General features: G+C 72.2%; 14 protein-coding genes. 6 read left to right on the top strand and 8 right to left on the bottom strand.

What is annotated here, in order from left to right; all coding sequences use genetic code 11:
* The first annotated feature begins 74 nt into the window (after nt 1-74).
* The 5 genes from AB0L06_RS16800 (at nt 75) to AB0L06_RS16780 (ending at nt 4,840) form a co-directional block, all read left to right on the top strand.
* The gene (locus AB0L06_RS16800; RefSeq protein WP_500231904.1) at nt 75-845 is read left to right on the top strand and encodes a class I SAM-dependent methyltransferase; all 771 of its coding nucleotides are present in this window, start codon (nt 75-77) and stop codon (nt 843-845) included.
* Complete coding sequence (locus tag AB0L06_RS16795) at nt 842-1,840, top strand: aspartyl/asparaginyl beta-hydroxylase domain-containing protein (RefSeq protein WP_500231903.1); 999 nt, start codon at nt 842-844, stop codon at nt 1,838-1,840. The genes AB0L06_RS16800 and AB0L06_RS16795 overlap by 4 nt, the downstream gene beginning before the upstream one ends.
* Nucleotides 1,841-3,061 (top strand): cytochrome P450 family protein, encoded by a 1,221-nt coding sequence (locus AB0L06_RS16790; RefSeq protein WP_500231902.1) that lies wholly within the window; start codon nt 1,841-1,843, stop codon nt 3,059-3,061.
* Between the two features lie 24 nt (nt 3,062-3,085).
* A complete protein-coding gene (locus tag AB0L06_RS16785; RefSeq protein ID WP_500231901.1) occupies nt 3,086-4,012 on the top strand; it encodes a LysR family transcriptional regulator in 927 nt (308 codons plus the stop codon).
* A 135-nt stretch (nt 4,013-4,147) separates the two neighbouring features.
* Nucleotides 4,148-4,840, top strand: coding sequence for a type 1 glutamine amidotransferase domain-containing protein (locus AB0L06_RS16780; RefSeq protein ID WP_500231900.1), 693 nt, complete (start codon nt 4,148-4,150; stop codon nt 4,838-4,840).
* An 83-nt stretch (nt 4,841-4,923) separates the two neighbouring features.
* Here AB0L06_RS16780 and AB0L06_RS16775 read toward each other — a convergent pair whose 3' ends face one another.
* The 7 genes from AB0L06_RS16775 to AB0L06_RS16745 all read right to left on the bottom strand — a co-directional run bounded on the left by AB0L06_RS16775 (nt 4,924) and on the right by AB0L06_RS16745 (nt 12,962).
* Complete coding sequence (locus AB0L06_RS16775; protein ID WP_500231899.1) at nt 4,924-6,222, bottom strand: tetratricopeptide repeat protein; 1,299 nt, start codon at nt 6,220-6,222, stop codon at nt 4,924-4,926.
* 123 nt (nt 6,223-6,345) lie between these two features.
* The gene (locus tag AB0L06_RS16770; RefSeq protein ID WP_500231898.1) at nt 6,346-7,416 is read right to left on the bottom strand and encodes a hypothetical protein; all 1,071 of its coding nucleotides are present in this window, start codon (nt 7,414-7,416) and stop codon (nt 6,346-6,348) included.
* Between the two features lie 370 nt (nt 7,417-7,786).
* Nucleotides 7,787-8,686: an alkaline phosphatase family protein gene (locus AB0L06_RS16765; protein WP_500231897.1), complete on the bottom strand. Its 900-nt coding sequence runs from the start codon at nt 8,684-8,686 to the stop codon at nt 7,787-7,789.
* A 143-nt stretch (nt 8,687-8,829) separates the two neighbouring features.
* Nucleotides 8,830-9,606 (bottom strand): hypothetical protein, encoded by a 777-nt coding sequence (locus tag AB0L06_RS16760; protein ID WP_500231896.1) that lies wholly within the window; start codon nt 9,604-9,606, stop codon nt 8,830-8,832.
* A 19-nt stretch (nt 9,607-9,625) separates the two neighbouring features.
* Nucleotides 9,626-10,912 carry an ABC transporter permease gene (locus AB0L06_RS16755; protein WP_500231895.1) on the bottom strand — a complete coding sequence of 429 codons (1,287 nt, stop codon included), beginning with the start codon at nt 10,910-10,912 and terminating at the stop codon, nt 9,626-9,628.
* On the bottom strand, nt 10,909-11,652 hold the full coding sequence (locus tag AB0L06_RS16750; RefSeq protein ID WP_500232192.1) for an ABC transporter ATP-binding protein: 744 nt from the start codon (nt 11,650-11,652) through the stop codon (nt 10,909-10,911). Before AB0L06_RS16750 ends, AB0L06_RS16755 begins: the two co-directional genes overlap by 4 nt.
* 47 nt (nt 11,653-11,699) lie before the next feature.
* On the bottom strand, nt 11,700-12,962 hold the full coding sequence (locus AB0L06_RS16745) for an efflux RND transporter periplasmic adaptor subunit (protein WP_500231894.1): 1,263 nt from the start codon (nt 12,960-12,962) through the stop codon (nt 11,700-11,702).
* 166 nt (nt 12,963-13,128) lie between these two features.
* Between AB0L06_RS16745 and AB0L06_RS16740 the strand changes: the two genes are divergently transcribed.
* On the top strand, nt 13,129-14,712 hold the full coding sequence (locus AB0L06_RS16740; protein WP_500231893.1) for an MFS transporter: 1,584 nt from the start codon (nt 13,129-13,131) through the stop codon (nt 14,710-14,712).
* Here the strand turns inward: AB0L06_RS16740 and AB0L06_RS16735 are convergent.
* On the bottom strand, nt 14,684-15,298 hold the full coding sequence (locus tag AB0L06_RS16735) for a TetR/AcrR family transcriptional regulator (RefSeq protein ID WP_500231892.1): 615 nt from the start codon (nt 15,296-15,298) through the stop codon (nt 14,684-14,686). The genes AB0L06_RS16740 and AB0L06_RS16735 overlap by 29 nt on opposite strands.

Below are 15,298 nucleotides of genomic sequence, written 5' to 3'. Positions count from 1 at the left end.
TGCGACCGGCGGCCGCGAACGCCCGTCTTCCCACCGTCCACCTTACGCAAGCCGCCCACCTCGCAGGGAGAAATGTGTCGAACGGTTCCGCTCCGGCCGCTTTCACCGATCCGTACGCCTTCACCCCCGGCTACTACGACCTGTTCCGCGCGCACGAGGACGCGCTGCCGTCGGTGTCGTTCTTCGCCGGCCTGACGCCGCCGGACGCGGACGCGCTGGAGATCGGACCGGGCACGGGCCGCCTCGCCCTCGCCGTCGCCGAGCGGGCGCGCACCCTGACCTGCCTGGAGCGGTCCCCCACGATGCGGGCCGTCCTCATCTCCAAGCTCGCGCAGCGCCCCGACCTGCGGAGCAAGGTGACCGTGCTCCAGGGCACCGCGCCGGGCTTCGACCTCGGCCGCACCTTCGACTACGTCTACCTGGGCGGCGTGCTGGAGCACGTCCCGCCCGCCGAGCGGCCGGTGCTGTTCGCCGCGATCGCCGCGCACCTGGCGCCCGGGGGCCTGTGCGTGATGGACATGGTGCTGCGCATGCCCGCGCCCGACCTCGAGGAACGCGTGATGGACGAGCAGGACCTCGGCGAGTGCCGGTACGTCCTGTCCGCCGAGGCCGAGCGGCTCGGCCCCGACCTGTCGCGGCTGCGGCAGACCTACCGGACGTACCTGCGCGGCGAGCTGATCGCGACCGAGGAGACCGAGCGGCTGCACAACATGCACCGGCCCGAGCCCGTCCTGAAGGACCTGGCCGATGTCGGGCTGCACCCGGCGGAGGGCGACGGGCTCGCGCAGGCGACCCCGCTTCCGGACGACCCGGGCGCGGTGGTGGTGCGGAAGGCCGCGCCATGACCGCCGTCGCCACGGAGACGCCGATCCCGACGGCCGTCCCGCTCGACCGCGTCTACGACGCGGACCGGCTCGCCGCCGAGGCGGAGGCGCTGCGCGAGTTCACCTGGCGGGCGCAGCGCTCCTACGGCCAGGAGGGCCTGCGCGGGCAGGCCGAGATCGACTGGCGGATCCTGTCGCTGCGCTCCCCCGGCGGCGACCCCGCGCGCACCGACCCGGGCGGCGCGGGCCTCGTCCCGCACGCCGACACCCCGTACCTGGCGCGCACCCCGTACATCGCGGAGCTGCTGGCGGGCATCCCGGCGCCGCTGCGGGCCGTCCGGCTGATGGCACTCGGGCCGGGCGCGCGCTGCCATGTGCACCGCGACGGCAAGTGCGGCTACCCGTGGGGCGCGATGCGGCTGCACGTCCCGGTCATCACCAACCCGGGCGCGGTCGTGGTGATCGGCGGCGAGGAGCGGCACTGGGACGCCGGACGGCTCTGGTTCGGCGACTTCGACCGGCTGCACCACGTCCGCAACGAGGGCGACGAGCCGCGCGTCCACCTGGTGGTCGACGTCGGGCTCACGCCGGAGCTGCTCGCCCTGTTCCCGGACGACTTCCGCGACCGGCTCCCGTGGCGGGACGTCCTGTACGCGCGCCCGCCCAAGCCCCTGAGCGCCGCCGACCTGACCGCTCTGACCTGCGGGTTCGACATGCCCGCCTGGTTCCCGGACTGGTCGGAGGACGATGACGGGACGCCGCGCCCGGACGTGCCCGGCTCGGTGCGCGTCGCCGACGACGGCCGCCCCGTCCTGTGCGGCGAGGACGGCGCCCCGCTGTTCGCGCTCGTCCACGTCGGATCGGGCGAGTTCCACCTCGAAGGCTGGACCGAGGAGCGCACCCTCCAACTCGACCTCGACACCGGCGAGCCCCGCGTGCGGTACCAGGTGCGACGCGGGACGTCGGTGACCGAGGCCGTCCGCCCCGCCCGACCGCTCCATGTTGGAAGGACCTAGATGACCGCTGAGACCACACACAAGGAATTCGACCTCCCCCAGGACTTCGCGCAGTGGCTCGACCCGTACTCGCTGCTCGCCGAGATGCGCGCCGAGTCGCCCGTCCACCGCGCGCGGTTGCGCGGCAAGGTGGACGTCTGGGTGGTCACGGGCTACGAGGAGGCCCTGGTCGCGCTCAACGACGCCCGGTTCTCCGCCGACCTCGAGGCCGCGCCGCGCATCACCGCCGGGCTGCCGCCGGAGCGCCGCCGCAACGTCCTGATGGAGAGCCTGCTCGCGAGCGACCCGCCCGACCACACCCGGATGCGCGGCATCGTCGCGAAGGCCTTCACCGCGCGCCGGGTCGCCGCGCTGGCCCCGCGCGTCCAGGAGATCGTGGACGAGCTGCTCGACACGTTCGCCGCCGACGGCCGGGGCGACCTGGTCGAGGGGCTGGCGCTGCCGCTGCCCATCGCGGTGATCTGCGAACTGCTCGGCGTGCCGTTCGCGCGGGAGCGGTTCCGGAACTGGTCGGTGGGCCTGGCCATGCCGCCCGCCGACGGCGCGACGCTGGAACGCGCGGACGCCGCGCGCGCCGAGATGTCGGAGTTCTTCCTCGAGCAGGTCGCGCTCAAGCGCGCCGAACCCGGCGACGACCTGCTCAGCGCCCTGGTCACCGCGCACGCCAACGAGGACGTCACCGACGACGAGCTCGTCGGCCTGACGATCATGCTGTTCCTGTCCGGGCACGAGACCACGCTGTGCTTCCTCGCCAACGCCGTGGTCACGCTGCTCACCCACCCCGAGCAGCTCGCCGCGCTGCGCGCGGACCCGGACCTGATCCCGCGCGCGGTGGACGAGCTGCTCCGCTTCGACGGCCCGGTCGCGCGCGGCGTCGCCCGGTTCACGCTGGAGGACGTCCCGATCGGCGGCACGGTCATCCCGCGCGGCGAGATGGTCGTCGTCTCGATCGGCGGGGCCAACCGGGACCCGGCGCGCTACCCCGAACCGGACACGCTGGACCTGTTCCGGGAGAACAACCCGCAGCTCGGGTTCGGGCACGGGATCCACCACTGCCTGGGCGCGGCGCTGGCCCGGCTGGAGATCGTCACCGCGCTGACGACGCTGCTGCGCCGCTTCCCGGACATGGCGCTGGAGGTCCCGGTCGCCGACCTGCCGCGCCGTCCGGGGATGCTGCGCGGCCTGAAGCACGTCCCGATCTCCTTCACCCCGGATCGGTAGCCGCCTGCAAATAGACTCGGCGGTGTGAGCCATAGGAATTCCAATGGTCCGCTCGACCTGGCGCAGTTGCGGACGTTCCTCGCCGTCTACCGCGCCGGGTCGCTGACCGCTGCCGCGCGGCTGGTCGGGCTGTCGCAGCCGACCGTCACGACGCAGCTGCGCGCCCTGGAGGAGCGCACCGGGCGGCAGCTGTTCGAGCGGCTGCCGCGCGGGGTGACCCCCACCCCGGCGGGCGACGACCTGGCCGCGCGGCTCGCCGGGCCGATGGACGCGCTGGAGGCCGTCGCCGGGGGCGGCGCGGCCGGCGAGCCCGCCCCCGAGCCGCCGGTGCTGCTCGCCGGTCCCGCCGAGTTCCTGGCGGCGGCGGTCGTCCCGACGCTCGGGCCGCTGACGGGACGGGGTGTCCGGCTGCGGATCACCACGGGCGTCGCGGAGGACCTGCTCGCCGGACTGCGCGGAGGACGGTTCGACCTGGTCGTGTCGACGATCCGTCCGCGCGGCCGGGCCCTGCTGGCCGAGCCGTTCGCGGACGAGACGTTCGTGCTGGTCGCCGCGCCGTCCTGGGCGGAGCGGATCGATCCGGAACGCCTGGCGGCGGACGGCCCGTCCGCGCTGGCGGACGCCCCTCTCCTCTCCTACGCCGAGGACCTGCCGATCCTGCGCCGCTTCTGGCGGCACGTCTTCGACACCCGGCTCACCGCCGAGCCCGCCCTGGTCGTCCCGGACCTGCGCGCGATCAAGGCCGCCGCCGTCGCGGGCCTCGGCGTGACCGTCCTGCCGCGCTACCTCTGCGCCACCGAGCTCGCGGACGGCTCCCTCGTCCCCCTGCTCACCCCGGAGGACCCGCCGATCAACACCGCCTTCCTCGTCCAGCGCACCGGAGCCCTCCTGCCCCCGCACGTCGGACTCGTCCGCGACCACCTCCGGACGATCGCCCACCTGTCCTGCTGACCCATCGGAATGCCAATGGACGCCATAGAACCGTCTATTGGTAGGGCCGCGAACACCCCGGTTACGCTCCGGTCCGGTGAACGAACCTGAAGTCCGGGCACACCCTGACCCGAGACCATCCCTTGGAGCGCAGCCATGGCAAAGATCCTTTTCGTCCTGACCGGCGCGGACCGCTGGACGCTGGCGGACGGCACCGAGCACCCGACCGGATTCTGGGCCGAGGAGGCCGCGGTTCCCTACGAGGCGTTCACCGAGGCCGGGCACACCGTCACGATGGCGACGCCCGGCGGCGTCCTCCCGCCCGTCGACACGGGCAGCCTCACCCCCGAGGCGACCGGCGGCCAGGCCGAGTCCGACCGCTTCGCCGGCACCCTGAAGCGCGACGAGTTCCACTATCCGGTCAAGCTGGAGGACGTCGAGCTCACCGACTACGACGCCGTCTTCTATCCCGGCGGCCACGGCCCGATGGAGGACCTCTCCGTCAACGCCGCCTCCGGTCGCCTCCTCACCCGCGCCCTCGCGGAGGGCACCCCGCTCGGCATCGTCTGCCACGGCCCCGCCGCGATGCTCACCGCGACCAAGCCCGACGGCACCAACGCCTTCGCGGGCTACCGCGTCACGGCCTTCACCAACGCCGAAGAGACCCAGGCCGGTTTCGCGTCCAAGGCCAAGTGGCTCCTCCAGGACCGCCTCGTCCAGGCCGGGGTGGACTTCCAGGAGGGCGAGCCCTGGACTCCCCACGTGGAGACCGACCGCACCCTGATCACCGGCCAGAACCCCGCCTCCTCCGCGGCCCTGGCCGCCGAAATGCTGAAGCGCCTGCCCTGACGAGACGGAGCGACCGACCGGGACCCCGGCCGCGGGGTGGCCCCGCCACCGATGTGGCGGGGCCACCCCTTTCGGCGGACGGTTCAGGAGGCGGTCTCACCCTCCGCGAGATAGACGTTCATCTCGGCGAAGTCGAGAGTGAGCGAGAACGGCTTGAAGAACGTGTGCCCGAAGGCGGCCAGCATGTCGAACTGCGTCGGATCCATGGTCACCTCCGAGCACGTCCAGTAGATGTCGCGGGCGACGGCCGTTCCGATACGCGACTCGGCCGGATAGCACGGGTATCCCTTGAGCACCTCTCCGTGCGTGGCGCCGAACAACGGACGTGCCATGTCGGTGCGCACTCCCAGCCGCTGGGCCGACGCCAGCGCCATGGAACCCGCCATGCCGCCCTCCTGGCCGGTGTTGAGGGACACCACCCGCGGGCCGGAGCCGTTGATGCTGCCGAGGCTGTAGGGGACGTTGTGGTCGACCCACATCGGCAGGGGCGCGCTTCCGGCCCGGGCCGCCTGGGCCTTCACCGCGCGCGCCTGCCCGGCCGTCCGCGGCCGGAAGAGCAGCTTCTCGCCCGGCCAGTCGAACGTGGTCACGAAGTGCGAGAACAGCTCGAGGCCGAGGCCACCGGGATTCGGCTCGGCCCCCTGGCGGGGAGCCTCCAGGTCCATCCAGCTCACCGGAATGTTGCGGACCTCCACGTCCCCCATCCGGAAGGACGGCAGCACACCGAGGAACATGTCGATGCCCTTCTGGTCACCGCCGTTCACCTTGATCTGGGAGACCGCCTCCAGCCCGGCCTCCTCGGCCATCGCCACCGTCAGGCCCACACCCATGGTGTTGCCGGTGTCCCAGAGGAACGTCCTCGACGGGCCTCCGTTCACCGACCCCTCGACCACCGGCAGCGGGTCCATGGACATCCACGGCACCTTGCCGGACGACCCGACCGACACCTGGTACGGCTGTCCCTTGACCGCCGCGTACCACGTGGCCTCCGCGTCCTTCCCGAGGGCGCGTAGCAGCGGCACCGCCGGCGGATAGTTGTCCTGCCGCAGGTAGCAGTCGACCAGCCACTGCTTGGCCTGCCTGTCGTCCGGCGCCAGCCGCACCGCCATCGCCAGGTACTTCTCCGCGTCGGGGAACCGGTTGGAAAGCAGCGCGATGTACCCGCGCTGCCGCGCCGCGTGCGCGTTGGACGGATCCTTCCGCAGGACCTCCTCGAAGCCGCGGGCGGCCTCGTCGAACCGGCCCGCCTTCAGCAGCGCGTCCGGATCGGCCCCGTCCTCCGCCGCCGCGCCCGCCGGGGTACCCAGCAGAGGCGCCACGGCGGCCGAACCCGCGGCCAGGCCGAGCCCCGCGAGAACCCTCCGCCGGTTGAGCTCCACCATGAACACGCACCTTCCCCACAAGTCGACTTGCGTTGCGGCACCCGTCCTATCCAGCGGCGCATATCGTCGACATCTCGAAAACCCCATACGCCCTGACGACACAAGGCCCCGGATGATGGCCTCTCAGGCGTCTGCGCGGCGTGTGGCGAGTTGCTCGCTGTGGTGCGTGATGTAGATGAAGGTGAACAGGTCCGCGAGCGTCGCGGCGGTCGCCCGGAACTGGTTGTAGTAGAAGTCGGCGACGTCCACCGTGCCGAGCAGGAGAACGAGGGCCGCGAGGGCCAGCGTCCGCCCTGAACGGCGGCCGCGCAGCATCTGCCAGAGCCCCACCGCGATGACCAGTTCCAGGAGGGTTCCGCCCAGGCCGACGGTCGTCGAGCCGAAGGGCTGCGCGGGACCGGTCCGGAAGTGGTGGGTGATCCAGTGGACCGTGGCGTCCGTCTGCTCCAGCGGGAGGAGCTTGGTCGCCAGGGTGATGCCCGCCGACAGCAGTCCGTGGACGGCGCGGACCGCGAGGACGGCGGCGACGGTCCAGGCGCACCAGCGGGATCGGAGGAAACGGTCCGCCGCGGAGCCGCAGGCGTCCCAGGCCGACTGGAGTCGGCTTCGGGTGGCCCTCGACGGGTACGCGTCCACGTAGTCGCACATCGCCTCGGCCAGATGGGCGATCTCCGGCCGCGCGGCCGTTCGCAGCTCGTCCAGGGACGCCTGCGCCTCGGTCGCCTCCCGTGCGGTGAGTCGTCCTCGGGCGAGGTCAGGCAGGACTTCGAGTGCCTGCGACAACCGCGCCTCCGCCCGCTCCCCCGCGGTTCTGTTCTCATGGCGGAAGGCCACCAGCAGGGTCAGGCAAACCAGGAAGACCAGGTAGATGATGGCCGCCGCCGGACGGTAGAAGTAGTCGTTGTTCTTCGTGATGAACTTGCCGACCTCGTCCATGAACAGGCCCCAGCCGACCCCGACCAGGAGCGCGGCGACGCGGGTGGCGCGCACCGAGATCGTCATGATGAACAGCACCGCGGCGCTGAAGACCGCGAGGCCACCCCAGAGCAGATGGGCGATGTGCAGGGTCTTGCCGCCCACCTGCGGGTATCCGGTCAGCCAGAGGTATCCGCGCAGCGCCACCACCGTGACCGCGAAGCACACCACCACGAGCGTCAGGTTCCCGGTGGCGTTGAACCGCACGCGTGAGCGCATGATCACTCCAGCTCGGGAGACGGGCGCCGGTGCGCCACCATCATCACGCCGAACGAGTTCGCAGCAGGTTAAGTCCCGTTCCGGCCCCACGGCATGGAAGCCTCGGCACCCACCATCATCCCCTGAACAGCCCGAACCAACCGGCCGGGCCATTCCCTGGGGCGGCGCGTGGTCTCCATCCGCCGCCTTCTGAGATCGCATCACCGTTCACGAGACGAACAACGACCGGACCCCTGCCCGGCCCGGCCGCTCCGGGATCTTACTGCGGTGATGGAGGTGGCGGCGTGGGTGGTGCCGCACGCGCCCATGATCTTCCAAAACCGGCGAAAGGAAACGGCCGGGCCGCTTTGGGCCCGGCCGGTTTCGAGGGTCACTGCCAGATTTCGGCTATGGGGGTGGCGGTGGCGGCGCTGCCGGCGTGGGTGGTGCCGTTCATGTCCTCGAGCGTGCGGAGGACGTTGAAGTGGGTGTACTTGGTCACGTAGGCGCCGGGCTTGACGTGGGCGCCGTAGAAGATCGTGGCGATGCGGTTGCCCGACAGGCCGTTGTCCTCGTCGAAGGTCACGACCAGGAGGCTGTTGTGGGTCGTGGCCCACTGGGCGTAGGCGTCGAGGTTGTTCTTCAGCCACGTGTCGCCCGTGGAGACCGAGCAGTCGTGCATGTCGTTACAGAGGTTCGGGATGACGAACGAGACGTTCGGCAGGGTCGTGTAGTCGGTCGGGAACTGCGCGAACGTGTACCCGGACGAAGCCGGGACGTTGCTGAACGAGAACCAGGGGTTGTGCTTGCGCGCGTACTTGCCCGTGCTGTTGGAGCAGGTCGTGGAGCCCTGGGACGGTAGACCCTCGTTGTAGCTGGCCCAGGTTCGTCCGGCGGTTTGGAGTTCGGACGCGAGGTTGGCGGTGGAGTAGGGGGATCCGGGCGGCGGGCAGGTGTCGTCGGTGACGCCCTGGGTGGCGCCCGAGAACAGGTCGAAGTAGTTCGGCTGGCTCGGGTGGGTCAGGGCGTAGGACTGGGTGAGGTTGGCGCCGCCGTTGGCGAGGGACGTGATGTACGGCGCGCCGGACGTGCCCACGACCTGCGAGTACGAGTGGTTCTCGAAGACGACGACCACGGTGTGGTCGGGCGTCGGGACCGTGGCGGCCTTCGCGGCGCCGGGTGTGGTGGCCAGGCATGCCGTGCCGGCGAGCGCGAGCGCGCACGCCGCGAGGGCGGCGCGGAGGCGGGAGCGGCCCGCGTGCGGGGAGACGGCGGTGGGAGCACCTGACATCTCATCCTCCGGTGGAAGAGATCCAGTCGGGGGCCGGGCGGCCCCCGACACTCGTCACCTTCCCATCACACCTCAAAGCATGGCGCTCTGGCACACTCCGGACTTCGGACGGTTCGGAGAACGCCGCATGAACGCCCGGAGGGTCAATTGCCCTGGGGCGGCTGACCGCCTCCGGAGGTGTCCTGACCTCGGCGGCCGCCGAAACCGCCGCCTTCGTTGACGCTGGTGGCGGTCATGCTGCCGTCGCTGCCAGGCGTTCCGCGGACGATGAGCGTCGTCCCGGTCTTGAGGTCCTTCACCGTGCCGGTCTTGGTGATCTGGATGCGGGTGGCGCCGGTCGTCTTGACCGTGACGGTCTTGCCGTCGTTCGTCTGCAGGTAGAGGGTGTCGCCGACGACCTTGGTGACGGTTCCGGCCGTCATCCCTCCCCGGCCGTTCGCGCCGCCACCGGGGAAGTTCCCGCCGCCGCCTCCCCCGAACCCGCCGCCTCCGCCGTTGCGGAAGCCGCCGTAACCGCCGCCGAAGCCGCGGCCGCCCGCGGCGCGGTTGTCGGACGATCCGGACTTGCCGTCCGACATCGCCTTGTTCGTGAAGATCCCGCCGACGAACCCGGCGACGACCAGGACGGCCGCGACGAGGTAGAGCGTCGGGCCGCTCGGCGAGCGCCAGCCGGGGCCGCGGTCGGCGAGTTCCTTGTCCAGGTCGTCCTTGAACGGGGACGACTCCAGCATCTCGGCCTGCGGCGGCGGGGTCGCACCGCCACCGGGCGCCTGCGACGGGATCGCGCCGCCGCCCGGCACCGGGGGCGGGGGCGGGGTCGCGCCGCCGCCCGGCGCCGGGAGCGGGGTCGCGCCGCCGCCGGGCGCCGGGAGCGGGCCTTGCGGCGGGAGGGGTGTGGGGTCGGGGGTGTTGTCGGTCATCGGACGCCTTTCGTTGGATTCAGTCATGACGCAGGGCCTCGATGGGGCGCAGCCTGGAGGCGCGGTGGGCCGGGAGGCTACCGAACAGCAGGCCGACGGCGACCGAGACGCCGAGCGCGAGGACGATCGAGGACGGCACGAGCACCGGTTTCACGCCGACGATGGTGAACCGGCTGCAGACCACGCCCGCGACGACGCCGAGCAGCCCGCCGAGCAGGCTGAGGACGGTCGCCTCGGCGACGAACTGGCCGAGGATCGCGCCGCGCGGCGCGCCGAGCGCCTTGCGGATGCCGATCTCGCGGGTCCGCTCGGTGACGGTCACGAGCATGATGTTGGTGATGCCGATGCCGCCGACGAGCAGGCTGATCGCCGCGACCGCGCCGAGCAGGACGGTGAAGGTCCGGTTGGAGTCGGCCACGGCGGACTGGATGCCCGCCTGGCTGGTCACCTGGAAGTCGGCGGCGGCCGTCCCGGTGATGTCGTGCCGCTGGTCGAGCAGGTCGGTGACCTCGGCCTGGGCCCTGTCGACCATGGACGAGTCGCGCGCCTCGACGAGGATCTGGGACAGCCCGCCGTACGGCGCGAGCGTCCCGCGGACGGCCGTGATCGGCGCGATCACCACGCTGTCGGCGTCCTGGAACCCGGACGATCCGGACCCGCTCGCCCTCAGCACCCCGACGACGGTGAACTCCACGCCCGAGGCGGTGAACCGCTGGCCGAGCGGGTTCACCCCGGCGAACAGGTCGCGGGCGACGCTGCTGCCGATGACGGCGACGCGGTCGCCCTGGGCCACGTCGTCGTCGCCGAACGACGAGCCGCTCTGGATCCGCCGGTCGGCGGCCTCCAGGTAGGACGGGGTCGTCCCGACGAACTGGCCGACCGACGTGCTCGCCCCGCCGAACGTGACGGTCGACTGCTGCGCGTTGACGACCGGGGAGGCGCTCTTCACCGAGGGCGCGTTCACCTTGTCGACCAGCGCTTTCGCGTCGTCCATCGTCAGGTCGCGGGCCTGGGTGCGGGGGCCGGCGGCCTGGCCGTCGGCGCCCGCGCCGGCGCCACCACTTCTGAAGCCGCCTCCGCCTCCGCCGAAGCGTCCGCCTCGTCCGGTCGTGGACTTGGTGACGGTCAGGGTGTTGGCGCCGAGCCGCTGGATGCTGTCGCGGATCGCCTTGGACGAGCCGTTCCCGACCGCGACCAGGGTGATCACGGCGGCGACGCCGATGAGGATGCCGAGCGTGGTGAGCCCGGTGCGGAGCTTGTTCGCGCCGAGCCCGCGCAGCGCGAACCGCAGGACCTCGAGGATCATCGCGCGCCCTCCAGCGGACCGTGGCCGAGCCGGGGCGGCGGCGCGTCCACCGGGGCCCGCCGCCGGTCGTCGGCGACGCGTCCGTCCACGAGCCGGACGACCCGCTTGGCGTGCGCGGCGACCTCCTCCTCGTGTGTGATCACGACGAGCGTCCGGCCTGACCGGCTGAGCCGGTCGAAGATGGCGAGGACGTCGGCGGTGGACGAGCTGTCCAGGGCGCCGGTCGGCTCGTCCGCCAGGAGCAGGGTAGGGGCGGTGACCAGGGCGCGGGCGACCGCGACCCGCTGCTGCTGGCCGCCCGAGAGCGCGTTCGGCTCGTGCCGGACGCGGTCGGAGAGGCCGACCTCGGCGAGCGCGGCAAGTGCGCGGCGGCGGCGCTCGTCCCGGCGGACGCCGCCGTAGGCGAGCGGCAGCTCGACGTTCGCCAGCGCGGACATGCGCGGGATGAGGTTGAACGACTGGAACACGAACCCGATCCGGCGGTTGCGCAGGATCGCCAGGCGCCGCTCGTCGAGCCCGCCGACGTCCAGGCCGTCCAGCCGGTACCGGCCGCCGGACGGCACGTCCAGGCAGCCGATGATGTTCATGAGCGTGGACTTACCGGACCCGGACGCGCCCATCACCGCGACGTAGTCGCCGCGCTCGACGGTCAGGGTGACGCCGCGCAGGGCGTGCACGGCGGTGGCGGCGGCGTCCGCGCCGTACACCTTCGTGACGTCGCGGAGGTCGAGAACGGGCATCGCCGTTCCCGGACCGGGGGCAGGACCGGTGCCGAGGTTGGTGGCGGTCACCGGCGTCCTCCGCTGCCGCTGCCGCCGCCGAACCCGCCGCCTCCGCCGAAGCCGCCTCCGCCGGGCGCTCCCCCGCCGAAGCCACCGCCGCCGCCCGGGAATCCGCCCTGCCTGCCCGTGCCGGACGAGGTGGCCGCCGACACGACGACGATCTGGTCGCCCTCGCTGAGCCCCGACGTGATGACGGTGCCCTGGCCGCCGCGCAGGCCGGTCTTGACCGTCCGGAGGGCCTGCTTCCCGTTCTCCATCACGGTGACCGTGCTGACCCCGTTGACCGTCCGGACCGCGGCGCTCGGGACATAGAGCGCGTTCTCGGCGTGGCCGGTCGTGACCTCGATGGTGGAGGTCTGCCCGATCCGCACCCCGGACGGCACGTCGGTGAGCGCGGCCGTCACCGCGAACGTCACCACGTTGTTGCTGGTCGTCGGGGTGGTCGCGATCTGCGCGATCGTGCCGGACGCGGTCTTGCCGGACAGCGCGTCGAAGCTGACCGTGGCGTCCTGGCCGACCTTGAGTTTGGCCGCGTCCGCCTCGGTGAAGTCGGCGACGACCTCCAGCGACCTGGTGTCGACCAGCGTCACGAACCCCGACGACGATCCGCTCGAGCCGCCGCTTCCGCTGGACCCGCCTGAGCCGCTCGAACCCCCGGAACCGCCCGATCCGCCGGAGCCAGAGCCGGACGTCCCGCCGGTGCCGGACGAGGACGAGGAGGAGCCGCCGCTCACCGTGTCGCCGACGCCGCCGTTGACCTCGGTGACCGTCCCGCTGAAGGGGGCCTTGAGGACGGTGGCGTCCAGCCGGTCCTGGGCGCTGCGGTAGTTCTGCTTGGCCTGCACCCAGTCGGAGTACGCCTTGGCGTACTGCGCGCTCGCGGTGTTCGAGGACGCCTTGGTGAGCGTGTCGGCGGCGGCGTTCAGGGTGAGCCTGGTGGCCTGGAGGGTCTCCAGCGCGGAGGTCTGGTCGAGCCGGGCGAGCTCGTCGCCCTTGGTGACCTTGTGCCCGGCTCTGGCGTACAGGTGCTTGACGGTGCCGGACGTCCCGAAGTCCAGCGCCTTCTGCTGCGTGCTGGCCACCGACCCGGACGCGGACACGGTCGCCTCGACGGTCCCGCGGGCGACCGTGGTGAGGCGCTCCCGGGTCTGCGTGGCGCCCGCGCCGTCGTCGGCGAGCGAGAAGTAGGCGATCCCGGCCCCGCCCGCCAGCAGCACCACGAGCGTGCCGTTGACCAGGAGGGTCCGGCGCTTGAGCGACAGATCCATGGGCGGCAGGCTCGCGGTGCGATCTTTCCCGTCGATGATCCGAAAATGAGAATTCGATGAGGAAACCGCGCTGACCAGCGGGGGCGCCACTCCGGAAGAAATAGGCAGTTTGAACTGTTCATATAGAAGTGTACAGTCTGGACTGTCTACTTGGAGGAGGTGGCGCATGGGCTCGCGCGACGGCGGGTTCGACCGCAGGCTGATCGCACCGATGATCCTGGGATCGGTGCTGAACCCGATCAACTCGGCGATGCTCGCGGTGGCGCTGATCCCCATCGGCCGGGCGTTCGACGCCTCCCCCGCGCAGACGGCCTGGCTGGTCACCGGCCTGTACCTGGCGACCGCGATCGGGCAGCCGGTGATCGGACGCCTCGTCGACGCGTTCGGCGCGCGTCCCCTCTACCTCGTCGGGTCGGCGCTGGTCGGCGTCGCCGGGCTCGTCGGCGCGCTCGCGCCCGGCCTCGGCATGCTCGTCCTGTCGCGGGTGCTGCTCGGCTTCGGCACGTCGGCCGCCTACCCCGCGTCCATGGCGCTGCTGCGCTCCGAGTCCGACCGGACGGGCCGGGCCAGTCCGGCCGGGATACTCGCGACACTGTCGGCGTCCGCGCAGGTCACTGCGGTGGTCGGACCGACGCTCGGCGGGCTGCTGATCGGCCTCGGCGGCTGGCAGCTGATCTTCACCATCAACGTCCCGCTGGCGGTCGCGTGCCTGGTGTTCGGCATGCTCTGGCTGCCGCGCCCGCCGCGCGCCGCGGAGTCCGGCGTCCACTCCGCCCTCCGCCAGATCGACCTGCCCGGCATCGCGCTGTTCGCGGTGACGCTCACCGCGTTCATGTTCTTCCTCATGCGCCCGCGCGTCAGCACGTGGTACCTGCTCGTGGTCGCCGCCGTGGTCGGGACGGTGTTCGCGCTGCGCGAGCTGCGGTCGCGCGATCCGTTCATCGACCTGCGGGTGCTGCGCGGGAACGGTCCACTGCTGGCGACATACCTGCGGCAGTTCCTGGCGTTCACGACGTCCTACGCCTTCCTGTACGGGTACACGCAGTGGCTCGAGGAGGGGCGCGGACTGTCGTCGACGTCGGCCGGACTGCTCCTGCTCCCCCTGTCGCTGGCCGCGATCGGGGTCACCGCCCTCACCGGACGCAACCCCGAGGTGCGGCGCAAGCTGCTCGTCGGGTCGATCGTCCAGGTGGTGGGGGTTTCGGCGCTGCTGTTCGTCCACGTGTCCAGCCCGATCTGGGGGCTGATCGCGATCGGGGCCGTCATCGGCGTCCCGCAGGGGCTGACGGGCCTCGCCAACCAGAACGCCCTCTACGCGCAGGCCGACCCGGAGCGCATGGGGTCGTCCGCCGGGCTGCTGCGCACGTTCATGTACCTGGGCGCGCTGGCCGCGTCGGCGGCGAACGCCGCGGTCTTCCCGCACGGCGCGACAACCGCGGGCCTGCACCACATGGCATGGCTGCTCGTCGGGACGGCCACGTTGTTCCTGGTCACCACGCTCGCCGACCGCTCCCTCCGCCGCGTCGGGCGGACGGCCGAGAGCGGAGTGGCGGATGTGGACTCCACCGAACCGCCGGACGGACCGTCCAGCGAAGAGACCGACGAACCGTCCGACCGGGAGACCAACGAACCGTCCGACGGAAAGAACGCCGAACTGTCCGACGGGAAGAACGACGAGCCGTCCGGTGGAGCGGCCGAGGGATCGGCCGGGGACGGTGCCGTCACTCCCGGGGAGCCGACCCGGCGCTGAGCCGGTGCAGTCCGGCGCGGATGCGGTCGGGCGACATCGCGCGGGCGTCCCTCAGGTAGTCGATCACGTCGGCGCGGAGCGCGGTGAACACGGCGTGCGCGAGGTACTCGGCGTCGTCGTCCGGATGGACGGCGGCGAGGCGGTGGCCCAGTTCGGCGACCCAGAACCGGCTCGCGTCGTTGGCGTAGTAGGCGTCCGGGCCACGGTGCTCCAGGGCGCGGATGAGGCCGCGGTTGGCCTGGACGAAGTCGAACAGCGCGTCGACGTAGCGGTGCAGGGACTCACGCGGGTCGCCGCCGGGTCCCAGCGGCGGCGGGCCGGACTCGACGGCCTCGCGCAACGCCCGGACGCGCGGCTCCAGGACGGCCTGGATCAGGCCCGTCCGGTCGCCGAACCGGCGGAACACCGTGCCCTTGCCGACCCCGGCCGCCGCGGCGACGTCGTTGAGCGACACCGAGCCGACGTCCCGGCGGTCGAACAGTTCCGCCGCCGCGGAGAGGATCGCCTCCCGGTTGCGCGCGGCGTCCGCCCGCTCGCCACGAGGGGCGTCCGCCTGACCGGTGTCCGCGCTCTCGGGTGTGCTCAC

It is taken from the genome of Spirillospora sp. NPDC052269, assembly GCF_040679435.1.
In the GTDB taxonomy this organism is placed as follows: Bacteria; Actinomycetota; Actinomycetes; order Streptosporangiales; family Streptosporangiaceae; genus Spirillospora.
This window is presented reverse-complemented; position numbering and strand designations above follow the sequence as displayed.

Coding starts and splice junctions, on each gene's coding strand:
- AB0L06_RS16795 (WP_500231903.1), top strand. CDS start 842: ATGACCGCCGTCGCCACGGAGACGCCGATCCCGACGGCCGTCCCGCTC.
- AB0L06_RS16790 (WP_500231902.1), top strand. CDS start 1,841: ATGACCGCTGAGACCACACACAAGGAATTCGACCTCCCCCAGGACTTC.
- AB0L06_RS16780 (WP_500231900.1), top strand. CDS start 4,148: ATGGCAAAGATCCTTTTCGTCCTGACCGGCGCGGACCGCTGGACGCTG.
- AB0L06_RS16775 (WP_500231899.1), bottom strand. CDS start 6,222: ATGGTGGAGCTCAACCGGCGGAGGGTTCTCGCGGGGCTCGGCCTGGCC.
- AB0L06_RS16770 (WP_500231898.1), bottom strand. CDS start 7,416: ATGCGCTCACGCGTGCGGTTCAACGCCACCGGGAACCTGACGCTCGTG.
- AB0L06_RS16765 (WP_500231897.1), bottom strand. CDS start 8,686: ATGTCAGGTGCTCCCACCGCCGTCTCCCCGCACGCGGGCCGCTCCCGC.
- AB0L06_RS16760 (WP_500231896.1), bottom strand. CDS start 9,606: ATGACCGACAACACCCCCGACCCCACACCCCTCCCGCCGCAAGGCCCG.
- AB0L06_RS16755 (WP_500231895.1), bottom strand. CDS start 10,912: ATGATCCTCGAGGTCCTGCGGTTCGCGCTGCGCGGGCTCGGCGCGAAC.
- AB0L06_RS16750 (WP_500232192.1), bottom strand. CDS start 11,652: ATGCCCGTTCTCGACCTCCGCGACGTCACGAAGGTGTACGGCGCGGAC.
- AB0L06_RS16745 (WP_500231894.1), bottom strand. CDS start 12,962: ATGGATCTGTCGCTCAAGCGCCGGACCCTCCTGGTCAACGGCACGCTC.
- AB0L06_RS16740 (WP_500231893.1), top strand. CDS start 13,129: ATGGGCTCGCGCGACGGCGGGTTCGACCGCAGGCTGATCGCACCGATG.